Origin of the sequence: Mucilaginibacter sp. 5C4 (genome assembly GCF_034345625.1) — a bacterium.
In the GTDB taxonomy this organism is placed as follows: Bacteria; Bacteroidota; Bacteroidia; order Sphingobacteriales; family Sphingobacteriaceae; genus Mucilaginibacter; species Mucilaginibacter aurantiaciroseus.
Genome location: NZ_CP133775.1, coordinates 2932043 through 2954960, shown reverse-complemented (window position 1 = coordinate 2954960; position 22918 = coordinate 2932043). Strand labels below are relative to the sequence as shown.

General features: G+C 42.0%; 18 protein-coding genes. 7 read left to right on the top strand and 11 right to left on the bottom strand.

Going from position 1 to position 22918, the window contains the following annotated elements; all coding sequences use genetic code 11:
• Window positions 1-13 precede the first annotated feature (13 nt).
• The gene (locus RHM67_RS13830; RefSeq protein ID WP_322227378.1) at window positions 14-901 is read left to right on the top strand and encodes a hypothetical protein; all 888 of its coding nucleotides are present in this window, start codon (window positions 14-16) and stop codon (window positions 899-901) included.
• Window positions 902-940: 39 nt separating this feature from the next.
• On the opposite strand, the gene RHM67_RS13825 is transcribed toward RHM67_RS13830, so the two are convergent.
• The 10 genes from RHM67_RS13825 to RHM67_RS13780 all read right to left on the bottom strand — a co-directional run bounded on the left by RHM67_RS13825 (window position 941) and on the right by RHM67_RS13780 (window position 14771).
• A complete protein-coding gene (locus tag RHM67_RS13825) occupies window positions 941-1624 on the bottom strand; it encodes a hypothetical protein (protein ID WP_322227377.1) in 684 nt (227 codons plus the stop codon).
• Window positions 1625-1761: 137 nt separating this feature from the next.
• Window positions 1762-2961: an AGE family epimerase/isomerase gene (locus RHM67_RS13820; protein ID WP_322227376.1), complete on the bottom strand. Its 1200-nt coding sequence runs from the start codon at window positions 2959-2961 to the stop codon at window positions 1762-1764.
• A 12-nt stretch (window positions 2962-2973) separates the two neighbouring features.
• A complete protein-coding gene (locus RHM67_RS13815; protein WP_416182857.1) occupies window positions 2974-4095 on the bottom strand; it encodes a glycosidase in 1122 nt (373 codons plus the stop codon).
• A gap of 72 nt (window positions 4096-4167) precedes the next feature.
• The gene (locus RHM67_RS13810; protein ID WP_322227374.1) at window positions 4168-6015 is read right to left on the bottom strand and encodes a sodium:solute symporter family protein; all 1848 of its coding nucleotides are present in this window, start codon (window positions 6013-6015) and stop codon (window positions 4168-4170) included.
• Between the two features lie 101 nt (window positions 6016-6116).
• A complete protein-coding gene (locus RHM67_RS13805) occupies window positions 6117-6992 on the bottom strand; it encodes an AraC family transcriptional regulator (RefSeq protein ID WP_322227373.1) in 876 nt (291 codons plus the stop codon).
• A gap of 764 nt (window positions 6993-7756) precedes the next feature.
• On the bottom strand, window positions 7757-8647 hold the full coding sequence (locus tag RHM67_RS13800; RefSeq protein ID WP_322227371.1) for a hypothetical protein: 891 nt from the start codon (window positions 8645-8647) through the stop codon (window positions 7757-7759).
• A gap of 48 nt (window positions 8648-8695) precedes the next feature.
• Window positions 8696-9919 carry a family 16 glycosylhydrolase gene (locus RHM67_RS13795; protein ID WP_322227370.1) on the bottom strand — a complete coding sequence of 408 codons (1224 nt, stop codon included), beginning with the start codon at window positions 9917-9919 and terminating at the stop codon, window positions 8696-8698.
• An 11-nt stretch (window positions 9920-9930) separates the two neighbouring features.
• Entirely contained in the window at window positions 9931-11796 is a 1866-nt protein-coding gene (locus RHM67_RS13790; protein WP_322227369.1) for a glycoside hydrolase family 30 beta sandwich domain-containing protein, read from the bottom strand.
• A 507-nt stretch (window positions 11797-12303) separates the two neighbouring features.
• On the bottom strand, window positions 12304-14214 hold the full coding sequence (locus RHM67_RS13785; protein WP_322227367.1) for a 7TM diverse intracellular signaling domain-containing protein: 1911 nt from the start codon (window positions 14212-14214) through the stop codon (window positions 12304-12306).
• 260 nt (window positions 14215-14474) lie between these two features.
• A complete protein-coding gene (locus tag RHM67_RS13780; protein WP_322227366.1) occupies window positions 14475-14771 on the bottom strand; it encodes an ArsB/NhaD family transporter in 297 nt (98 codons plus the stop codon).
• A 474-nt stretch (window positions 14772-15245) separates the two neighbouring features.
• On the opposite strand from RHM67_RS13780, the gene folE reads away from it, so the two are divergent.
• The 5 genes from folE (at window position 15246) to RHM67_RS13755 (ending at window position 19676) form a co-directional block, all read left to right on the top strand.
• On the top strand, window positions 15246-15926 hold the full coding sequence (folE, locus tag RHM67_RS13775) for a GTP cyclohydrolase I FolE (RefSeq protein ID WP_322227365.1): 681 nt from the start codon (window positions 15246-15248) through the stop codon (window positions 15924-15926).
• 48 nt (window positions 15927-15974) lie between these two features.
• Window positions 15975-16637, top strand: a complete 663-nt coding sequence (locus RHM67_RS13770; protein WP_322227364.1) for a flavin reductase family protein — start codon at window positions 15975-15977, stop codon at window positions 16635-16637.
• Window positions 16634-17890 carry an NAD(P)/FAD-dependent oxidoreductase gene (locus RHM67_RS13765; RefSeq protein ID WP_322227363.1) on the top strand — a complete coding sequence of 419 codons (1257 nt, stop codon included), beginning with the start codon at window positions 16634-16636 and terminating at the stop codon, window positions 17888-17890. Before RHM67_RS13770 ends, RHM67_RS13765 begins: the two co-directional genes overlap by 4 nt.
• Window positions 17891-18010: 120 nt before the next feature.
• On the top strand, window positions 18011-18949 hold the full coding sequence (locus tag RHM67_RS13760; RefSeq protein ID WP_322227362.1) for an oxygenase MpaB family protein: 939 nt from the start codon (window positions 18011-18013) through the stop codon (window positions 18947-18949).
• 40 nt (window positions 18950-18989) lie between these two features.
• Window positions 18990-19676, top strand: coding sequence for a MarR family winged helix-turn-helix transcriptional regulator (locus RHM67_RS13755; RefSeq protein WP_322227360.1), 687 nt, complete (start codon window positions 18990-18992; stop codon window positions 19674-19676).
• An 8-nt stretch (window positions 19677-19684) separates the two neighbouring features.
• Here RHM67_RS13755 and RHM67_RS13750 read toward each other — a convergent pair whose 3' ends face one another.
• Window positions 19685-20941, bottom strand: coding sequence for an Hsp70 family protein (locus RHM67_RS13750; RefSeq protein ID WP_322227359.1), 1257 nt, complete (start codon window positions 20939-20941; stop codon window positions 19685-19687).
• A gap of 171 nt (window positions 20942-21112) precedes the next feature.
• Between RHM67_RS13750 and topB the strand changes: the two genes are divergently transcribed.
• Entirely contained in the window at window positions 21113-22906 is a 1794-nt protein-coding gene (topB, locus tag RHM67_RS13745; RefSeq protein ID WP_322227357.1) for a DNA topoisomerase III, read from the top strand.
• Window positions 22907-22918 lie beyond the last annotated feature (12 nt).

The following is a 22918-nucleotide window of genomic DNA, read 5'->3' as shown; positions in this document are numbered from 1 at the left end:
TGTGTGCCTGATCATGAAAATTACCATGGCGTGCCTGTCGTTACTGTTTTGTGCCGATATCGTGCTTGCTCAAAATATCTCCCGGCCATTGCAAATTGGCGTATCATCAGGATATGAGCGTCACAATTTTGATTGGTCTATAGCAGGTAATGTTAGCGGGCAAAGCCCAAATGTATATTCGGAACTTAAATGGAAAGGGATAAGCGGCCCTGCCGTGTCTGCCACCGTGCAATACACTTTCTGGAAAAAATTTGCGGGAATGGCGTCTTATTCGCGCCTCTTTATAAGAACGGGCCGGGTAACAGATAACGATTACAATGGTGACAACCGCACCAACCCGACATACGACGAAACATTTAATTCAAACAGGGGCAATATGTATCAGTGGAATGTAGGGCTGGGATTTGAGTTGATCAATAACGAAAAGTTTAGCCTCGTGCCTTTTGCAGGGTATGAAACAAGCAGGCAATTACTATCAATCCTTGACCTTACCGGCGACTTCCCCGAGCTGAACAGTAATTACGTGCCGCTATGGAAGGGCTTGTTTATAAAGTGCCTGGCACAGGTACGGTTAAACAGTGCTTTCAAAATTATAGCTGATGTAAGTTATAACCAGTCGCGCTATACCGCTACTGCAGATTGGAACGTGATTCAGACATTTGAACACCCGGTAAGTTACCGGCATACGGCTAATGGATATCGTATTAATACAAATGCATCGCTTTCTTATAGCGTAGCTAAAAATGTAGCTATAAATATTGGCGGAGGTTATTTAGCAGCGACAACAGGTACCGGTATCGATGAACTTTACTTATCCTCCGGAGGGTCAGAAAAAACACAGCTGAACGGCATAAACAGTGCAGCTTACCGGTTACTTGGTGGGATTGTATTAAGTTATTAGAAGGCGGCTATTTAGTCGCCTTCTAATAAAAAAGTAAGCTTAGTATGTTACCATGTTGTACATTTCGATCTGCTGGCCTGCAGGGTTTGATCCGCCGTACCAGTGGTTAGTACCAACAAAGTAGTAAAAATTGTTGTAATAGCTGCCGCTATTGTTTGTTAAGGTACATTTATAGGCACCATCCACATAAAAATCTACCATATGTGTGTTATCTGCACGTGCCTGGCATTTGTAAGTATGGTAGCCATTATCATTGTCAGATAGTAGGTAGGTAATGTATTGGCCGCCACCTTGCAGGTAAGCTTTCAGATCGTTGTTTTCCAACGTTTTTACGAAGCCCATCTCGTTGCCGTTCCACTGGGTAACATTGTCGCATACAAACACGGCCTGCTCGCTGGCGCCGCTGTTGGCATTGCTGCCGCCTTTAAAGGCACCGTTAAATTGCATGCCATTTGCAATTTGCCCTGTATTTTGCTGTGCAGCATCAATATCTGTACTGCAATTACCTACCGGGATACAAATACCATTGGTGCCCGAAATGTTATAAGGCGTACCATTACAGGTTTTCCAAAGGTTAAAGGCGCTTTGCGGTAGGGCTGCACGGGCTACCGTGGTTTTAGAATCATTGGTAGTTGGTGATGGTTTGTTGGCATCTTTAGCACAGCCAAAAGCAAGCGCTAACAGCATTGCGCCGCCAACGGTTAGTTGATCAATTTTTCTCATAAAATTTGGTTTTATTGGTTTTTAATTGATCAAAGCTATATTACCTGTACTTTAATTAAGTACACAAAAGTTTCCTTTTAGTACACAATTTAAACAACAAGAAACCTGGAGGTGCCCGATTTAAGCCAGAGTTTAAGCTACGAAGTTCGATTAATACGCTTGATGATTTCTAAACAAGCCCTGCTGTTGTGATAAGGGCATTTCCATAAGCCGGCTTTGTCTTCAGTGCGCATTACGTCGCCGTTGGCGTAAATGCCCCAAAACCATTCGCCATTTTTTTTATCGAGGATACGTTGATTTACGAATTGCCAGTTCGCTATTGATAATTGCAGCCAATTATCATCGCCATTGATTTCCCAGCTATTAAAAAAACCTACCATGGCCTCGGCCTGCGGCCACCAGTGCTTTTCTTTAATGAGATGGGGACTTGTAGTTTCGTATTCATACCAAAGGCCGCCATCGCTATCTAAACCTTCAAGCGTGACTTGTGATATTTCAATGCAGACCGCTTTTACTTTATTTATAAATTCCTCATGATGGATTGCTTCTGCGGCTTCGAGTAACAACCAAGTGGCTTCAATATCGTGTCCGTATGATACCGTGTCCGACCTTTTATTCCACACCTCATCAAAAAATAGCACCAGATGATTGGTTTTGTGATCAATGATATGATCAAAGAAATTGTTCAGCAGGATTTCGATCTGTGATTTTAAATTCTCATCCGGCCAAATGGTGTACAGTGCAGTATACGCCTCCAGAACATGTAGGTGTGTGTTCATGCTTTTCTTTTCGTTGGCGTCTTTAGCACTCAACCGAAGATCTTTGATCGGTTGCCATTCGCGGGTAAAGGCCTCCAGGTAACCGGTGTTTAGGTTATCATAGCTTTTATCTACCAATAACTGATAAAGATGAATAGCCTGCTGTTTGGCATCCTCCAAACCTGTCGCTTTGTAAAATTCACTTAAAGCATAAATAGTAAATGCCGATGCATAAACCTGTTTTTTAGTATCCAGCGGGTTACCTAAGTGGTCTACCGACCAGTACACACCGCCATACTCCGCGTCTATAAAGTAATACGTAATATACGTATATGCCCTGTTGGCCAGTTCCAAATATTTTTTGTTAGGCTGATGATTATAAGCGGCAGAAAAACTCCACAAAATACGTGCGTTGAGTACAGAACCCTTTGGCGATTCCGGGATTAGCTGGTTATCGTTATCTATTTTGCCATAGAAACCGCCATCTTCCTCATCAACCGTATTATCTATCCAATAATTCAGGATGTTGTGCAACTCTGCTGCAAGTTCGTTTTTGTAGTTATTCAACCGCTCTCTCATCAATCTTATAGATTAAGCTAATTGTTGCAGCTCTTTATTTTTATCAACAATACTGTTAATTGCTTGCACCGATAATGCCGAACGCAAACCATCTGCCGGTGTATGGATCACATAATCTATCAATTTATCAACGGTAGTTGTTGCTACATGCATACGCGTGTCTGACGATGCATAGTAGACAAATATCTTGCCGTCTTCATCTTTAATCCAGCCATTACAAAAAGCCACGTTACTTACATCGCCAACCCGCTCAATACCTTCGGGCGCTAGAAAATAGCCGGCCGGTTTGTGAGTTACTTTGGTCAGATCGTTCAGGTCGGTCATAAACATGTATAAAGTATAGCGTAAGCCTGCTGCGGTGTTACGTACGCCATGGGCAAGGTGCAGCCAGCCCTTTTCCGTTTTAATAGGAGCGGGCCCCTGGCCATTTTTGGCTTCGTAAACGGTATGATACTGTTTGTTATCAATGATGATTTCTTCCTTAATAACCGCGTGTTCCATATTATCGCAAAGGCCAAAACCAATGCCGCCGCCTTTGCCTGCGCTAATAAAACTATCCTGCGGGCGGGTATAAAGCGCGTATTTACCATCCACAAATTCCGGATGCAATACTACGTTACGCTGCTGCGGAGATGGCGTTTGCAGGTCGGTTAGGCGCTCCCAGGTAAGCAGGTCTTTCGTGCGGGCTATCCCACAAGCCGCTGTTGCCATGCTTTGATCGTGGATAGGCGCTTCGGGGTCGCGCCTTTCGGTGCAAAATAAGCCATAGATCCAGCCATCCTCATGTTCGGTTAAGCGCATATCATAAAGGTTGGTATCAGGCTCGCTGGTTTCGGGCATGGTAACAGGATGTTCCCAAAAAGTAAAGTGATCTATACCATTCGGGCTTTCGGCAACCGCGAAGAAAGACTTGCGGTCGGCCCCTTCAACCCTGACAACCATTATATATTTGCCGTTGAATTTTATGGCACCTGCGTTAAAGGCAGCGTTAATGCCAAAACGTTCCATCAGGTACGGGTTGGTTTGCGGATCAAGGTCATATTTCCAGTTGATAGGGGCATGTTGCGCAGTAAGCACGGGGTTTACGTAACGGTCAAAAACACCGTTGCCCAAGCCATCTGTCTGGTTATTCATATGGATAAGCTGTGTATACGCTTGCTTTAATTTGGCCAGTCTATCTTTAAATTGCTGAGTCATTTTTATCTATTAATATTCTTTTAATTTATTCCACCAGGTTCTTTTCAGTATCACCATCATCACTGCTAAAATGGCTATTGTAACCAGTAGCGGTACTTTTTGCCATAATATGAGGTACATGGGCAGTATGGTTAAGCAGCATTGCGCAATTGTTCCCACTACCACATTAAACATGTTTATTTTAAAGTTTTTATTAGGCTGAAAGGATGGGTCGTTGGCTAACGCTATTTCTTTAACAGGTTCCCAAAAGCCCCAAGGGCGTACGTTGATATAAAAGGATTGCAGCACAGCCATATCTGTAGCCGGAGTTGCGTATGAGCCAAATACAGAACCCGCCAGTGATACGCTAAATAATACGGGGAACCAGTACAATAACTGCCCTTCAGGGATGTAACCAAAGCTTACCAGTAATGATAATGCCATAGCCGCCAGGATACCTGAAAGCATCCCCCAGAAAAAGCCATTTGCGTTAAAGCGCCACCAATGCCATTTAAGTACGTTGGCTGCTATATAGCCACCGTATAGTGCAGATACGATCCATTGCAGTACGCTGTTGATATCTTTTACAAAAAAGCCCAGTATCACGCCTATCGCCACCACTACAATACCTACCAAATAATTCATGGTGATGATTTTTTTATTGGAGGCAGCCGGATCAACGTACTTGAGATAAATGTCGTTTACAATGTAAGCCTGTGCAGCATTCATAGTGCCGCTAAATGTGCTCATAAATGCACCAAGTAAACCGGCAAGCAGTAAACCTACCAGGCCCACCGGCAAAAAATTATTGATAACTGCAGGCAGTATCCGTTCAAAATCTATAGCGCCTGTACCATCTGCCAGGTTCATCTGGCGATAATATATTAGGCCTAAAATAGTTAAGCTGATGATGAGTGTATAACGAATAGGCAACAGGATAACACTTACAAAACCATTCATCTTGCTGGCCTCCTCGGGCGAGCGTGTAGAAAGGATCTTTTGCATATCGTAATTTGGGGCCGGGCCAGCGAGTGCTGCAAAAAATCCCTTAAAGGTCATCATCATAAAGAAATAGGCAAACAGCGAGTAGCCATCGCTCTGAATCTTTTGATTCACCTCGGTGATAATACCCGTCCAGTTAAGTGCTAAATGTTTTCCAAAGAATGGATTATACCAGCCCTGCGGTACGTTTAAATGATGGCCGTTCAATTGATCTGCAGCAATAAAGCCAATCCAGACACAGGCAATGGTCATGATGCCGTATTTGATTATATCGCCCGTTACAATGCTGTGCATACCCCCTAGTATAGAGTAGAACATGGCGAACAGCGTAAAAACTATACCATATACGTGCGGCACATATTGCGGCGCCACGTTAAAAGGGACGAAATCTTTAACAACCCCCCATGGAATAAATATTTCGATAAACTTTCCTAGGCCGATAAAGCCATAAGCCATAAAGCCGAGGCAGCTTAATAAAGCGAAAGCAATGACTACCAGGTGCGAACTAGTTACGCCTACACCTGTTTTGCCAAAACGCGTAGCCAGCCATTCGGCACCAGTTGCCGCATTAGAGCGCCGCAGCCAGCGCGACAAGTACATCATTAGGAATACCTGATTAAATACCGGCCATAACCAGGGAATCCATATACTTTTCATACCGTACACAAAACAGAGGCTCACCATCCACATGGTGCCGCTGATATCGAACATATCCGAGGCGTCGCTCAGCCCCAGTTTATACCAGGGTAACGATTTGCCGCCTAGCATATAGCTGTCCTTCGTTTCGCGGGCTTTTTTACGATACCAAAGCCCGATAAACACGGTACTTAACAGGTATATCACAATAATTGCAATATCGATTAGCGACAATTTCATCTTTAAGAAATTAGTTCAAATTGGTTGCCGCTAAATTAGAAGGTTAATCTGCGTTGATATAATACTATTTTAACATTTTTTAGTTAAAAATACATAACATATTAAATAAAAATACGGTTACCGTTATAGGTTTCCCTAAATTCTTTTGGAACGCAAGCTTTCTTACGCTTAAAAATCCTATTAAAATTAGATATGTTATTAAATCCGCACCTATAAGCAATTTCTGCAATAGTGTTAGTAGTTTCTATAAGCATACGTGATGCGTGGCCAAGTCTTATCTCGGTCAAACTATCTACAAACGTCTTCCCAGTACGTTTTTTGATAAACCGGCTAAAAGACGCTTCGGGCATGTTGGCGATGCGCGCTACTTCGGCAAGGGTTACCTGGCTGTGGTAATTTGCGCTCATATAAGCAAATGCTTTTTCGATTCGGCGGCTGTTATAATGTAATTTTTGTGCAGAAAAGCCGGCATCAGACAGTAGCTTCATGTTTGGTGAAACAGACAGCACATGCAGGATAGAGATCAATTCGAGTACAGAATCGAAGCCCGTTTTTTTGTCTAATGATAATAACCTGTCTTTTAGTGCCGTGATAGTTTCCTGAGAAAAGGAGATACCCAATTGCGACCGCTCGAGCAGGGTTTTTATAAAACTCAGCTGGTTGCGTTGTAGGAATTTGTCGTCAAACAGATCTTTATGAAATTGAATGGTTACCTCGGTTATTTTTTTACTTGTGCAATTATGAGTATACCAGGTATGGTACAGGTTAGAGCCCACGAATACCAGTTCCAGTTCACTGATCTCTTCTATACTACCGCCAACGATGCGTTTTGCGCCCGCAGCATTCAAAATGAGGTTCAGCTCAAACTCTTCATGATAGTGCAGCGGGAAGTTGAAGTTGTTTTTCACCCGCGAGAAAATCATGAAACAATCGTTAGCGGTAAGGGGCGTTGTTTCACGCATGACAATATTAGACATACATTGATAATTATGATACAAATTTAACATTTTTGGCTATCTGACTATTATGGGAAATTTTTTGTCTTAATATTATAAGTAAGGAAAAGCTCATATGCATGTTTAAACGGGGCTTTTGAAATCAATATTGAGAAAAGCGGAAGAGAACGATGTTGTAATTACAAATAGTTAATTTCGAACTTAGAATATGTGACTTTGCACTATATGTCTAATTGGTCACCGGCAGTGGGACGTAAGCAGCTAAGCACAAGGGCTATAGGCTAACCCTCGTAATTTTAATAACAATGCTAACTGTATGATAATGAAATACTTAAAGCCATTAAATAGAGACGGACTATAAATGAGTGGCATTTAAAATCGTGATGACTCTATATATTAATTGCCTTTATTTTATTACGAAATACAATTAAAATTGGGCTTACTTTATTACAAAACAGATATAAATTGGACTGAAAATTGCAGCTATTATTTTATCTTCGTAAAGGCAATCTGAAAAGACAAGTTTTCCACACCCTAAACGGTAAATTTATCCTGAAAAATACGCGAATTTTTTGTTTCTGAAAACTTATAAATAATTTATAATCAGAATATAAATACTTTATTAGAAGGCAAATAGTTATTGTAAATAATTGATTATCATATATATAATTACTTTTTTAGAAAGTAATATTCCTATGTTATTTAAATAATATTTCATTTGTATTAAAAATTATTTTTTTTTGTGGCAAATGCTAATCTTTTATAATGACCGTGTCAAACTTAGTTTAGATCGTAATTAACAAGCCGATAGTTAGCCTATAGCCGTTACGCTCCACTATGTTTAGTTGGGTTTTATCAATTTCGCCGCTATTTAAAAACAATTCATCTATGCCTTTACCTGTTTGCCAGGTATAATAACCGCCGTCGGCTTGTAGCGCAATGTTTTCGTAAAGTGTATATCTCAATCGAAGTTCCCCGTCGATACCAAAACCCTTGGCGGTATGACGGTAGCTAACCGGGTGCTGAAAAGTTTGGATCAGGTTCCAATCCGCGATAGCGTTGTAGTTTACCTGGTTGTAGGTTATAGCGGCGGATAAGCTAAATTTATTGCTGATGCCAAACGTTGATGAAGCCCTGATAAAAGGGCCTTTCCAGTTGGCTTTATAAGTACTGTTCAGGTCAGGGAAGTTACCAGTCCGATCTAAAATGTAAAGCGATTGGGTGCTAATGCCATAGCCTGCATTTGCACTTAAATTAAATTTGGCGTTGTCGATCAGTTTGTAACCCGCCGATGCCGACCAATCTCTTGAATATCCCTTGTCGGCGTTAAAACGTTCGTTATACACCATATTGGTACGGTTATCACCGTTGTAGTCATTATCTGTAACCGTCCCCGATCTAATATATACGTGTGAATAATTGGCGGCTAATAACAGCTTACCCCAAATATTCCAATTCAATGCCGCTGCAACGGATTGCCCGCCAACCTTCGTCCATTGCAATTCTGAATATACATTTGGGTTTTTGCCGGCAATGTTACCCGCAATAGACCATTTCAAATCCTGTTGGGAGTAGCCTGTAGTTAGGCTAAGCGATAATTTTTGAGGCTTGGCTTGCCCGTAACTCATACTTATGCAGGTAATTATAATCAGGCAGGTAAATAAAAGTCTTTTCATTGGTATATAAAAGCCTGCCTTTTTAAGGGCAGGCTTAAACTTATGTATTTATTGGTTAATGCCAAATGCTTCCCATCCAGATGCTGTAGCTCTTGTGCAGGTCATGGCCTGTGTACCATTTTCGCTGGAAATAAACTTACCATTATTGCCCCTAAAAGTTATTTTACCATCGGCGGCAGGTACCCAGTCGAATTTTTCCCAGTCGCCTATAGTAGTTCGGCTACAGGTTATGGCTTGCGTGCCGTTTTCTGATGATACGTATTTATTCATGGCGCGTAAAGCAACCTTGCCATTGCCTGCATCAATTATCGTGAATTGCTCCCATGCCTGCGCTGCTACACTTGTACAGGTCATGGCTTGCGTGCCGTTCTGGCTATTTACATACTGGTTGTTAAAGCCTTTCAGCGTAACTGTTTGGCCAATTGGTGCAGTGGTGCCTGTGCCGCCGGTTATGTTGTAAACACGTACATAATCTACCAGCATATTGGCAGGCAACGCACTGTTGTTAATGGTATTGCCCGGCAGATCGCCGCCTACGGCAAGGTTCAGGATCAGGAAGAACGGTAACTGAAACTCCTCGGTACTATTAATGTTGTTTTGGATATTGCCGGTATTGAATAACGTGCCATCTACAAACCATTTAATGCTATTTGCATCCCATTCAACCGCGTACAGGTGGTAATCCGTAACGTTATTAACCTGGGTGTTGCCGCCATAATAAACGTGCCCGTTATTGTTCCAGTGCATGGTGCCCAATATAGTATTGCTGGTATTAGTTTGCTCCATAACATCAATTTCGCCACATTGCGGCCAGTTCACTTGGCCTATATTGGCACCCAGCATCCAAAAAGCCGGCCAGCTCCCCTGGAAAGCAGGCAGTTTAATGCGCGCCTCTATCCGGCCATACTTTACCGTAAATTTACCTGCGGTGTTTATTTTACCCGATGTATATGGCTGACCGCCCATGCTTTCATTTTTGGCAGTAATAACCAGGTTGCCCCCGGTTACGGCAACATTGGCCGACGAGTAATACTCTTTCTCGTTATTTACGTTGGGGTTGCCGTTATCTATGTTCCATTTGCTGCCGTCTAAGCCGCTGCCGTTAAACTCGTCAGACCACACCAATGTTAGTGCCCTCGGTGTGGTGGTGTTTTTGGCGTCCGCTTTAGCATCGCCAGACTGGTTGATATCTTTTTTACAGGATATAATAACGATTCCCGCCACCAGGACTATGCCGGCGCCTTTTAATAATTTTAATAATTGCTTTTTCATATAAGTTTGGTTTATTGGTTAATGCCAAATGCTTCCCATCCAGATGCTGTAGCTCTTGTGCAGGTCATGGCCTGTGTACCATTTTCGCTGGAAATAAACTTACCATTATTGCCCCTAAAAGTTATTTTACCATCTGCAGTAGGCACCCAGTCAAATTTTTCCCAGTCGCCAATGGTAGTGCGGCTACAGGTTATAGCTTGTGTGCCGTTCTCTGATGAAACGTATTTATTCATGGCGCGCAAGGCAATTTTACCAGCACCGGCATCAACTACCGTAAATTGTTCCCAGGTAGAGGCAGTCGCGCTGCTACAGGTCATGGCCTGTGTGCCGTTCTGGCTATTTACGTACTGGTTATTAAAACCTTTAAGGGTGATGGTAGAGCCAATTGGTGCGCCACTACCGCCGCTGCCCGGCGTGCCTGTCCATTTAAAGGTTGCCACCGCACCTGCCGCTAAAGTATAACTGAACGATTGGTTGCCCCATTTTACTTTGAAATTCACATCACCGTTGCCGCTGTTTGAAGCGATAAGCACTTTGGAATCATCGCTGTTTTTAAAGGCAACGTTTTGGATACTGCCCGCAATGTTTGAGCTAATGCGGACCGCGCCCGGCCTTACAAATTTGGAAGCATGGGCTACAATGTAATAGCCGACATTACGGGTGATAGATGTACCGCTAACCGTAATGCCACCTAAACAGGTGCTGCAACCTCCGTTGGTATGCGGGTTGTTGTTAGGATCGGCAGCTAAATTCCACTCCAAAACATTGCGGCTCCAGTTACGGGTTGCGCCAATGATGAGGGTATTGATATGCCAGCCCAGGTCGCCGCCAAAGTTGCTTGGCGCGCCAACCCATTGCTCGGTGAAGTACACGTTTTTGCTTGGATAAGCATTGTGCACATCGGTAAGTGTACTAATGTTGCCTGCATATAAGTGAAAGGCAGAGCCATCTACATACTGGCCAGCGTTACCAACCACGGTGGTAGCATAACTTGGCACATCGGTATTATGATCATAAGCGATGATCTTGGTATTTAACCCGGCGTTGCGCAATTGCGGGCCAAGGTTATTATTGATGAAATTTACCTCCTCGTTGGCCTGCATTACCATACTTGGGTTATTGTATGGGTTAAGTGGTTCGTTTTGGGGGGTAATGGCATCAATGGTAATGCCCTGCGCTTGCATGGCTTGTATGTATTTTACAAAATAACGGGCGTAGGCGTCATAATAAGCGGTGTTTAGGCTGCCGCCGGTATAGCCATTGTTGCCGGTAGTATTAACCTTCATCCAGGTAGGGGCGGTCCACGGTGTAGCCAGTATTTTAATATTTGGGTTGATAGCCAGGATCGCTTTCAGGATAGGCAGGAAATCGGTGTTTTCCTGGGCGAGGCTAAAGTTATTCATGTTAACATCGCCCGAGGTTTGGTTATAGGTAAAATCGGACGAGCTAAGGTCAGACGCACCTATGCTGATACGCAGGTAGCTGATACCTATTTGCCCATTGCCAGTACCAAATAGTTCGTTTAGCACGGCGGCTTTATTGCCGCCTAATCCATTCAGCAGGCTTGCACTACCGCCGGTAAGGGTAAATCCAAAACCGTCAATGCCTTGGTAAGTCACACCTTCGTCAACGGTAATGGTGTTTGTATTTGTACCTGAATCGGCGGCAAAACTCACCGTACTCTGGGCCAATAGCGCACTTTTGTCCCCTTTAGTTAAAAATACATTTACCGGCCCGGTTGCGGCACGTGCTGTAGTGCCCGTTGCTCCGGGAACATCTGAGGCCGGCGGCCGAATATCCTTTTTGCATGCATAATTTAGCAGCACAAAAGCAATAAGGCTTGCTGCCATCATCTTTAAACTGTGATTAATTTTCATAATAGTTATTTGGTTTGAGTAATTGGTTTGCATTTTTTGATTTCAGCAGGCACAATAACTAATTAACTGTTGTTTAAAAAGGTTAGCGTAAGCGATCCGAAAGAGGGAGCCTTGAGCTTTTAGTTTTTCAGGAAAATAGCAGATGCCGTTATAAATTGGTTAAAACAAATTTAAGGTAATTTCTACGTTATAAACAACTATAAAGTTTATAAATGCCTGATAATTAATTAATTGTATATTATTTGATACGCTTGTATCACATTGTATTTTTACAGGTAAGTGGGTTTGAACTGTTTAAACCATCATTGAAAAAAAATAAAAAAAAATGATGATACGCTTTCGTCGCAATTTAATTTTAGCGAAAAAGCATTAAAGGGTGTAAATATCAGACCAACTTTAATTATTATATAAATAAAGTGGTAGGGGCTTTTTAATTTATTAAAAGAAGTAGTAACAATTGATGAAAAATCAAAAGCAATAAATCATCAACGAACTTGTTTTTTGTAGCTATTTTGTTGACGTAGTTTCCATAACCAGTTTACTCCAGCCTTTGCTACCGGCATTGCGTAGTCCTTTTTTCATACCCTCCATTATCTTCCTGATACGGGTACTGTAAGCCCAACAGGTGCTTTGACGGATGGATAAGATCTCGGATAACTTATGTGATGATATCTGGCCTTTTGTAGAATACATCAAAAAGATTATATAAAAAGCTTTGTTGATGGGTATGCGGGTATTTTGCAAAATAGTGTAAGCAATAACAGATTCCTCATACCCACATTTAGAACATCGGCGGCTGTAAGGCTGGTGCCCGTTACCATAATGATCGTTAGCGCATTTTTTGCAGGTGTACCCATTCACCCATTTGATCTCTGCCATGAATTTAAAACAGGTTTCCTTATCGGGGTAGATCCGGCTAAACTCCTCAAAATCAACATCCGTAAGCATAACCCGATCATGTGTTACTTTTTCAATATCGTTATGCAGTAAAAGGTTGTCCTTTTCCAGTAAGACATTCATCCGCGAAATCTCTTCAGCTTGCTGCTGAAGCAGCTTATTTACCTGGATAAGCTCGGTGTTCTGTATCGCGATAACTGATGATTGTGCCATTATCTCCTCTGTACGTACTGCCACCTGTTCTTCCAGTCTTTTATTAAGCATGTCCTTTAATTCCTCATTCTTTTGCAGTTGCTTTATCATGCGCTCCTGTGCCTGGTCTTTTTCGCGCTTAAACAGGCGAAGGCGGTCACCAATAGCAAATGTGATGAACAGCATCTCCATTATAAAGCAAAAGCTAAGGCTGTAAAAATTAAGGGCTGTAACCGGCAGCCACCATATGTTTAAAGCAATAAGCGTTTTAATAACAAAACCAAAAAACAGAAAGCTATACCCAATTAAAAAGAACCGAGCAGGCCTGTAGCCTTTATATAATATGTAGCAACCGGCGGCATATGAAAAAGATAAAGGAATAAACTCTATTATTTTATACTCGAACCAGGCCCTGTTGATAAACAGGCACGCCAGGAAAAATATGCAGCGGCTTATAAGGATGCCATTGACTATCTTATTAAAGCGGGGGGCGTTGTCTTTTAAATTGAGCAGGCTTTGCGCAAAAAGGGTGGCGAATATGCTGGCCAAAAAAAGTGCTATCCCATAGGCATAATGGTTCCAGGCGGGGGCCATTTGCCACAGGTATTGGTAGGCGATGCCATCGGTACACATTTCATAAAGGCCTATGCTGAGGTTGTAAACAATGTAATATAGGTATTGCCTTTGCCTCATGGCAATAAACATCATGAAGTTATAAAGGCCAAAAACCAGTATCATACCGTAGAATATCCCGAAGAAAAAATACTCATCGAGCGCGTAGCTAATAAACCAGTTTACAGACCGTAGTACGATTATAACATTAGCCGACTGGTTGGAGCGCAGGCGGAAGTAATATACATTCTGTTTCTTCAGATCATTACTGAGGTTAAGGCCAAAGTTTTTATGGCTGTATAAACGATCTGCGAAGGGGCGGTTGCTACCTAATTGCGTAACGGTATACCTGTTGTAGGCTGTCGGTGAATAAACGGTTATGCTATCGATGGTTTGGTCAAAAAACTCCAGGATCCAATTGTTCTTTGTGGCGATGGATTGGTTGAGCGTAATGCGGTACCAGCAGGTAGCATTAATATTTTTTAACTGAGGAGTAGGATTTAGGTTTGGTTTAAACTTGCCGCTAAACGCAGGGTTGCTAATTTGCGAAATGTTTAATCTGTTGCCATCTTCTACGTAATATTGTATTTCGCCATACCTGAAAACATGCTGTTTGGCGGTATCGGTTACAGGTACTATTACCTGTGCTTTTACCAGGGTTAAACTGCAACCCAATAAAAAAACAAGGCATAAAAAGCCGGGGTAAACTTTATACATGCAATAAACAGATGTTTTGCATTTTGCACCCGGGGAGGCTATACAAAAGCAGGTTTATAATTTAACTAAGCTAAATAAATTTAGTTAAATCGATAAAAAATAGCTTTTTAAATTTCTTGTAAAAGTTGGTTTATTATTTTTAGCTATAAAAGCCATAGCGACCCTAAAGAAAATAATAGCGCGACTGTCATAACTACAGCGCCAAGTTTCAGAATTGCCTAGGCACTAACTGTCTGGCCTTCGCGCTTTAATGCAACCAGCTACAATATGGTTGCAAGCGAGCCGGTAATAGATAGGCTAGGGCCAAGGTCAACACCTATTAGAACTGCACTTGTTATCAATTCGGAAACCCGGCCCTGTACTACATTACCCGCAATTAAACCCGCTGGTAAATTATTCATGAGGTTACAGATAAATGCTACAATTACAACGCTTCCCCAGGCTGTTGCCACTACAGAATGTGATGCCTGTTGATGGAGGAGGTGGGTCAAAGTTTGGATTAATCCTGTTTTGTTAAGTGCTTCTACAATAACAAACAGGCCTGCAACAAGCGGCAATATTGCCCACGATACGCCTTAACGATCTTTATTGGATTCTTTTTAGCACGAATAATTACGACTATTGAAGTCAATATTCCAATAATAGCTGTGGGTAGGCCCAACTGAACGTCTAACGCTCGAAGCTACCAATAAAATAATTGCTGTAACACCAATGCCTATTAAAGCAGTTTTTGCCGCCCTGTGATAATTTAGGTATAGGGATTCTATTATTTAAAAAAGGGCGAATATTAACACCTGCTATGGCTAAAAAAGAAATGATCCAGATGAAATTGGAAAAAAATGCAGAAATGTTAATTTATAATCTTTCTTAATTAATACATTGTTATACTATTTTATATATTATAGTACAAAATTGAATTAAATTTGATGCGAATTAATACTTCACAACAGCACATAGCCAACACTGCAGAAACAAGAAGGAAGTGTTATACCAGATAAAAGAATAATTTATACTAATGCTAACATAATTTCATGATAAATAACGACAGCATAAATAACATAATGGTAGAGCAGGTAATAACCGACCTTGAACAAGAACATTACAGTTCTGCTTTTGATACCCCATTAAGGCCTGATGCATTTGAGATGGATGATGATACCAAAATGGAACTGATAGCCAAATATTTTACCGGTATTATGCAGGTTTTAGGGATGGACCTGGATGATGATAGTTTAAAAGATACGCCGAAGCGGGTGGCTAAAATGTATGTAAAGGAAATATTCAGCGGCCTTAATCCGGCTAATAAGCCTAAGCCGACATTATTTAATAATCCATTTCAATATAAGCAAATGCTGGTGGAACGCAATATTGCGGTGTTCAGTAACTGTGAACATCATTTTGTACCAATAGTAGGCAAAGCTCACGTGGCTTACATCAGTAACGGGCAGGTAATCGGCTTATCAAAATTAAACAGGATTGTTCAGTATTGTTCTCAACGGCCACAGGTGCAGGAAAGATTGACCATGCAAATTGCCAATATGTTGAAAGAAGCTTTAGGTACAGATGATGTAGCGGTTATTATTGATGCACATCATCATTGTGTATCCAGCCGGGGCATAAGGGATGCAGGCAGTACCACGCTTACGGCCGAATACTGCGGGCAGTTTTTAAATGCAGAAACAAAGAATGAATTTTTAAAATATATCGGGTAAATGGATTTTAGTGTAGAAATGGTTTAGGCAATTAAAAAACAATTTGAGATGACAAACTTTAAAAGTGACGAGATATATGAGTTAGAAAAGCATTACCGGATAAGCCTTATCAATAGCTTAATTGGTTACCGGGCTTTAAATTTGTTGGGTACAAGCAGCACAGATGGCATAACCAATTTATGCATTATAAGTTCTGTTTTTCACCTGGGGGCAAATCCTCCGCTTATTGGTTTGGTGCTTCGGCCGGAGCGCGAGCATAACGATACCCTTATTAATATTACATCAACAGGGGAGTACACACTTAATAACGTGTTACCCGATTGGTATATGCAAGCACACCAAACCAGCGCCAGTTATCCATCCGGCGTTTCTGAATTTGACGCATGCGGTTTTAAAAAACAATATATTAAAGGCTTTAAAGCGCCTTTTGTAGGCCAGTCCAACATTCGTATCGGGCTGGAACTTCGTGAAGTTATTGATATGGAAATTAATGGCACTACTATAGTCATCGGCGAAGTTGTTCATATTTTAACCGAAGATGCTTTGATAAAAGCAGACGGAACTATTGATCACATTAATGCAGGAACAATGACTGTCGCCGGCTTAGATACTTATTATCTTCCGCAACTTGTGGGGCAATTGGGTTATGCAAAACCCGGTGTAAAACCTTATTTGTTATCAGAGGATAGCGATCTTATCATAAAGGCATGAAAAACGACGCTGAGGTAATTATTATTGGAGCCGGTTTAGCCGGTTTAACCGCTGCCAAAGTATTAAAGGAAGCAGGCAAATCAGTACTCATACTGGAAGGTTCTGATGCAGTAGGCGGCAGGGTACGTACAGATGAGGTTAATGGTTTCCTCCTCGACAGGGGGTTCCAAGTGTTTTTAACCGCCTACCCTGAAGCAAAGCGTTTTTTAGATTATGACGCATTAAAGCTTTGTAAATTTGACCCGGGCGCTTTGATACTCAATAGAAAAGGGATTACTAATATGGGCGATCCTATCAGGCAACCTAGTTCTCTTATAAGTACACTACTGTCTCCGGCAGCAACATTTGTGGATAAAATGCGGATGTTAAAGCTCAAATTAGTACTTGGCCGAAAAAGTATAGAGGAAATATTTGCCGCGCCGGAGATTACGACCACGGAGTATTTGAAACGTAAGGGTTTTAGCGGAAGGATCATGAATCAGTTTTTCCGGCCTTTTATGACGGGGATATTTCTGGAGGATCAGTTAACTACATCAAGCCGGATGTTCGAGTTTGTGTTTAAAATGTTCAGCGAAGGCGATGCGGCAATACCGGAGGGAGGAATGGGGATGATTCCCAAACAGCTGGCCGAAGGATTGTTACCTGAAGAGATCATATTTAAACAGAGAGTATGGATTATAGAATCTAATTCTGTAACAACAACAAACGGGGAAATTTACAAAGGCAACTTCGTGCTCAATGCAACAGATGAGTTAAATTCGCCGGCGCCAATTGCAACAATGCCTGTTGCTTACCATTCTGTGAGCAATATGTACTTTACATCGGTAAAAAAGCCTTTTAAAATGCCACTCATTGCTTTGAATACTTTGCCTAGTAAACTCGTTAACAATATAGCAATTATGGATAGTATATCACCTGCTTATTCAAAAAGTGGTGATGCTTTAATTTCACTATCGCTAATTGGCAACCATATCAAAGCCAATCAAAAAGAACTTCAGGAAAATGTTATTAATGAGCTTAAATTCTGGTATCCCGATGCTATCAACTGGAAGCATTTAAAAACATATCATATCGATTATGCATTGCCGAATGATGAGCATGTGCGGAACCTGCCGGATTATAAAGACATTCGCTTAAATGCCCAATGCCTTGTTTGCGGTGATTATTTGATGAATGGATCAATTAATGCAGCTATGAAAAGTGGCAGGCTTGCTGCTGAAGCTATTATACAAGCAATACCCATAAATGAATAGTAACACACCATATAACAATGAGCTGCTAAATAAAAAACGGTTGTCGGGCGATCGGCAGGCTGATGAATTTATTAGGCTCGTTTTTGCGGATGAAGCAAAAAAAAGCAGTTACAGCAGTGGATGGTTGGCAAATCAGGATTTGAACATTTGAAGTCATTAAAGGATGCTTTCCCTGGTTTTGATTTTATAGATAAGGCTAACAGTTTACCTAAATGGGCGCAACCAAGATTAATGAAGGCCGGAGCCTCTTTTTATAGCCGGCATTCCGAGATCATAATGAGCTTATTGGGCTTGTTATCATTACCTTATTGCTATACCGCCGCTAATGGTGCTATGGTGTTGTATTTATCTGAATTGATACGCAAGCAAACTACCAAGAGGCTTTATGATACCGCCATTTTTGTTTGGGAAGTGATGGGGCCTGATGCTTTTAGTAAGGATGGAAAAGCTTATGACGAGATCTTAAAAGTACGTATCATGCACGCTGCGGTTCGATATTACACGCTTCAAAGCGATAAGTGGGATAACAGCTGGGGAGTGCCAATCAATGAGGAGGACATGGCGGGGACCAACCTTTCTTTTTCACTTATAGTTATTCGCGGGCTTCGGATGCTGGGGTACAATGTAAGCCACGAAGATCAGGCAGCGTTTATGCATATTTGGGCGGTAGTTGGATCTTTGTCGGGATTGGACCAAGACCTTATTCCTGAAAATTCTAAAAGAGCGCATCAACTGGATTCTATTATTAAACAACGGCAATTTCAAGTTTCTAAACATGGGCAGGAATTGACTCAGTCCTTAACCAATCATATCTTAGCTGTAAATAAAAGCAAGGCAACTGCAAATGATATATTAGGCCTGATGCGCTATCTTCTTGGAAAGGAAATTGCTGACATGCTGGCAATTGACGCGCCTGAATTACCCGCTTATAAGCTTACGCTCATAAAAACATTGAACTTGCTAAAAAGCTTTAAACCGCAGGGCGATAGTAAGCAAAGCTACTATAAGGCTTACGCTGCATTCAAAATGCAAAACCCGGAAGTAAGTAAAAGGAACTAAATTTGAACACCCGGCCGATACCTTTTAATTTTAAAGAACTATGAAATCATACCAACTTATTCACCAATTGATTAGCCTTGTAGAGGAACTGGAAGCTGAGAACCATGCGCGTGAAGTTTCCATTCAGGATTTTACAGGTTTTTTGCTGAATAAAGTTGGCGACCCTAGCGGGAACAATATTAATAATGAAGTGAGGTTTGGCAACAGTGATACCACAGCATTGGATATTGCCTATCAATTGGATAATAATATTAGCCGGATGTTTGTTTTTATGAGCCGTTACGCGAAATCTTATATTAAAAAAGCTTTGGAAGGAACGCCTTTGCAAACTACAGAAGATTTTACGGCGTTGGCAATTTTGCTTACGCATAACCATTTATCGAAGAGTGAACTGATCAGCCATAATTTGCAGGAAAAAACATCCGGTACAGAAGTGATCAGGCGGTTGATTGCTTCTGGGCTCGTAAGGCAATGGGACGATGTAAAGGATAAAAGAAGTAAGCATATCGCTATTACTGCCGAAGGGAAAGGGTTATTATACAGCGTATTTGAACATACCAGTTATGTGGGTAAGATCATTACCGGAAAACTAACGGTTGCTGAAAAATTCACCTTACAATATCTTCTACAGAAGCTTGAAAGCTTTCATTTGGAACATTACGAAAAGAAGACGATACTGAACAAAGAAGACCTTAAAAAAATAGCATCGGAAGTCATACCGGCCTAATCAAAGCCTTAGTTTTCGAAAAGATAACCGCTATAAGCCAAGCCCTTGGCTACGCTTTTAAAATTATCTCCTGAATTAAGTTTGACATGCGGGAACTTTTTCCTGAACAGACTTTGAATACTGCTAACCATTGATGTACCCCCGGTAAGGAAAAGACTGTCGATATCCTTGGGGTCGATATTGTTTTTTTGCAAGAAACTTTCAAGGTAGTTTGCGATCCGTTCAATATCCTTGGATATGATATTTTCATATTCAGCCAGGCTGATATTCTCGTCTATATCTATTCCCGACTGATGATAGCGAAACGATGCTTCGTTTTTTTCGGTCAGCCTGATTTTCATTTGTTCGATGGATTGAAAAACCGAATAACCCAAGTTATTGTCGATCAAAGTAATCAGGTTCTTGAACTTTCGGTCGTTGCCCGAAAAATAGTAATAATCTTCAATGTCTTTTTTAATACGCAGGCCGTTAAAAAAATTCATTTGTTCCCAGGAACAAATATTGGCGAACAGGGAGACCGGTACGGTTAAGACTTTCCCCGGTGTTGCTTCATATTTGGAATTCTTGCCAAAATAGGGTGTGCCCTTTTCCCACATAAAAGTCGAATCGAAACTGTCGCCACCTATGTAAATGCCACCATTTGCCATCATGTCACTTTTACGGTCATTACTGTTCGCTTTTTCAGGGTCCAGCACCAGGTAGGTGAAATCTGTGGTGCCGCCGCCCAAATCGGCTACCAATACCTTTTCCTTTTTAACAAGGCTTTTTTCATATGCGAAGGCCGCTCCAATTGGCTCAAACTGAAACCGTACATTTGTGAAACCGGCAAGCACGGCAGCTTTCTGAAGCCTGGTTTGTGCTAAGGTATCCTTTTGTACGTCGTCATCATCAAAGAACACCGGTCTGCCTATCACCGCTTTTTGACAATACTGGCCAGTCAATTGATCTGCACGGTCTTTAAGCTCTTTTAGAATGATGGCAACGAGGTCTGACGCATTGTAGCGTTTATTATGGATCCGGGTCTCAGTAAAACTGCTGCGCGATAGGACCTGCTTTACCGATTTGATGAAACGCCCTTTCATATTGTCGCTGAGGTAAGCTGCAACGGCCGCTTCACCAACCACATGTCCTTCGGCCACATTTTGATGAAAATAAATTAGCGAAGGAATAATGATCGTATGGGTTATTTCGCGGCTTTCCTCGTCAAAAATAGCCAGGGCCGAGTTGGTCGTACCAAAATCAATTCCGTATAAGTATTGCTTCATTCCTTAAAATTGAAAGGCGGCGAAAGTAGAAAAAAATAGTTTAGGAACGAAATTAGGGCTTTCAATAAAACCCTTTGAACTTTCGGGCAACAAAGTAAGCAACGGCCGATGGGATTTATCCACATAGCTTGCAGGCCGGGGCCGGGTTGCTTACTTTCGCCACAACCAGATATGAAAGTAATTATAGCCGAGAAACCATCCGTAGGGCGAGAGATAGCCAAAGTATTTGGTGCTACAAACAAGCACGACGGTTACCTGGAAGGTAAAGGTTATACGTTTACCTGGGCTTTTGGGCACTTGTTACAACTGGCCACGCCGCAGGAGTATGGCTATTATGGCTGGAACGTACAAAACTTGCCTATGCTGCCAGCTAAATTTAAATTAACGCTTCGTAAAAAGGATGGTAAAGAGGATGCGGGTGCTAAAAAGCAACTGGATATTATCAAAAAGCTATTTGACGAGGCGACTGAGATCATTGTAGCAACGGATGCGGGGCGCGAGGGTGAGCTTATCTTCCGCTATATCTATTACTTTCTTAAATGCAAAAAGCCCTTCAAGCGGTTATGGATCTCATCACAAACAGATGAAGCTATTAAAGATGGTTTTCGGAACCTGAAGCCGGGTTCAGATTACGACACTTTGTTTAGTTCGGCGCATTGCCGTTCGCAGTCCGATTGGCTGGTAGGAATGAATGCGACGCAGGCTTTGAGTTTGGCTTCGGGTAATAAAGGGGTTTTATCATTGGGTAGGGTGCAAACACCAACGCTGGCAATGATCTGCGCCCGTTACCTGGAAAACAAGGATTTTGTACCGCAGCTTTATTACCAGGTAGCTATTCAGCCGGATAAAAATGGCCAGGCATTCCGTGCCATTTCAGAGAAGAATTATAAAACAAAAGAAGAAGCGCAAGCCATATTAGACGCTGTTGAAACTACCGGTAATATTTTAGCGGTGGAAGCTAAGCCCCGTAAAGAACCGCCGCCTTTGTTGCACGATTTGAGCAGCCTGCAGCAGGAAGCCAATAAACGCAAGGGCTTTACCGCGGATCAGACACTGGGATTGTTGCAGAATTTATATGAAGGTAAATTAGTTACTTATCCGCGTACCGGTAGCCGCTACATAGGCGATGATGTTTTTGCTCAAGTGCCGGATTTGATCAGTAAATTGGCAGATCATCAGGCTTTTGGCAAGCAAGCCACCTTACTAACAGGTGCAAAATTGAGTAAACGAAGTGTTAATGCCAAAAAGGTAACCGATCACCATGCCGTATTAACTACCGGCGTAACGCCGTACCAGCTCATGCCCGATCAGCAAGCTATTTATGATATGGTGGCAGGACGGATGCTGGAAGCTTTTCACAAGGATTGTATTAAGGAAATCACCAAAATTACTATACTCTCGGGCTCGAAGTTTATGGCCAGCGGTACCGTTATCCAAACACCGGGATGGCGCGCGGTGTTCAACGATAAGGATGAGGAGAAAAAAGATGAAGAGAACCCTACGCTGCCTAAAGTGATACAGGGGGAAGACCTGCCTATCCTGAATAAGGCCGTACTTGAAAAGCAAACCAAGCCCAAGCCGTTGTATAATGAAGCCAGTTTGCTAAAAGCCCTGGAAACTGCCGGTAAGGAAATTGAAGATGAAGAACTACGGGAAGCAATGAAAGAAAGCGGCTTAGGTACACCGGCCACCCGGGCGGCTATTATAGAAACTTTACTAACGCGAAAATACATCCTCCGGGAAAAGAAAAACCTTGTACCCACCGAAACAGGCCTGTCGGTATACGAGATCGTGAAACACCAGCGTATTGCGCAAGCTGAACTAACGGGCAACTGGGAAAAACGATTGGAGGAAATTCGCGGCGGTGCTTCGGTAGCTGATTTCCAGGAAGAGATTAAAACCTATACCCGAACTATTACGCAAGAATTATTACAATCCGGCAAAACGATGCTTAAGCCGGTATAAGCGGCCATTCGT

Bases quoted from the DNA above. Each gene is read 5' to 3' on its own strand.
- RHM67_RS13830 (WP_322227378.1), top strand. From the start codon at position 14: ATGAAAATTACCATGGCGTGCCTGTCGTTACTGTTTTGTGCCGATATC.
- RHM67_RS13825 (WP_322227377.1), bottom strand. From the start codon at position 1,624: ATGAGAAAAATTGATCAACTAACCGTTGGCGGCGCAATGCTGTTAGCG.
- RHM67_RS13820 (WP_322227376.1), bottom strand. From the start codon at position 2,961: ATGAGAGAGCGGTTGAATAACTACAAAAACGAACTTGCAGCAGAGTTG.
- RHM67_RS13815 (WP_416182857.1), bottom strand. From the start codon at position 4,095: ATGAATAACCAGACAGATGGCTTGGGCAACGGTGTTTTTGACCGTTAC.
- RHM67_RS13810 (WP_322227374.1), bottom strand. From the start codon at position 6,015: ATGAAATTGTCGCTAATCGATATTGCAATTATTGTGATATACCTGTTA.
- RHM67_RS13805 (WP_322227373.1), bottom strand. From the start codon at position 6,992: ATGTCTAATATTGTCATGCGTGAAACAACGCCCCTTACCGCTAACGAT.
- RHM67_RS13800 (WP_322227371.1), bottom strand. From the start codon at position 8,647: ATGAAAAGACTTTTATTTACCTGCCTGATTATAATTACCTGCATAAGT.
- RHM67_RS13795 (WP_322227370.1), bottom strand. From the start codon at position 9,919: ATGAAAAAGCAATTATTAAAATTATTAAAAGGCGCCGGCATAGTCCTG.
- RHM67_RS13790 (WP_322227369.1), bottom strand. From the start codon at position 11,796: ATGAAAATTAATCACAGTTTAAAGATGATGGCAGCAAGCCTTATTGCT.
- RHM67_RS13785 (WP_322227367.1), bottom strand. From the start codon at position 14,214: ATGTATAAAGTTTACCCCGGCTTTTTATGCCTTGTTTTTTTATTGGGT.
- folE (WP_322227365.1), top strand. From the start codon at position 15,246: ATGATAAATAACGACAGCATAAATAACATAATGGTAGAGCAGGTAATA.
- RHM67_RS13770 (WP_322227364.1), top strand. From the start codon at position 15,975: ATGACAAACTTTAAAAGTGACGAGATATATGAGTTAGAAAAGCATTAC.
- RHM67_RS13765 (WP_322227363.1), top strand. From the start codon at position 16,634: ATGAAAAACGACGCTGAGGTAATTATTATTGGAGCCGGTTTAGCCGGT.
- RHM67_RS13760 (WP_322227362.1), top strand. From the start codon at position 18,011: ATGGTTGGCAAATCAGGATTTGAACATTTGAAGTCATTAAAGGATGCT.
- RHM67_RS13755 (WP_322227360.1), top strand. From the start codon at position 18,990: ATGAAATCATACCAACTTATTCACCAATTGATTAGCCTTGTAGAGGAA.
- RHM67_RS13750 (WP_322227359.1), bottom strand. From the start codon at position 20,941: ATGAAGCAATACTTATACGGAATTGATTTTGGTACGACCAACTCGGCC.
- topB (WP_322227357.1), top strand. From the start codon at position 21,113: ATGAAAGTAATTATAGCCGAGAAACCATCCGTAGGGCGAGAGATAGCC.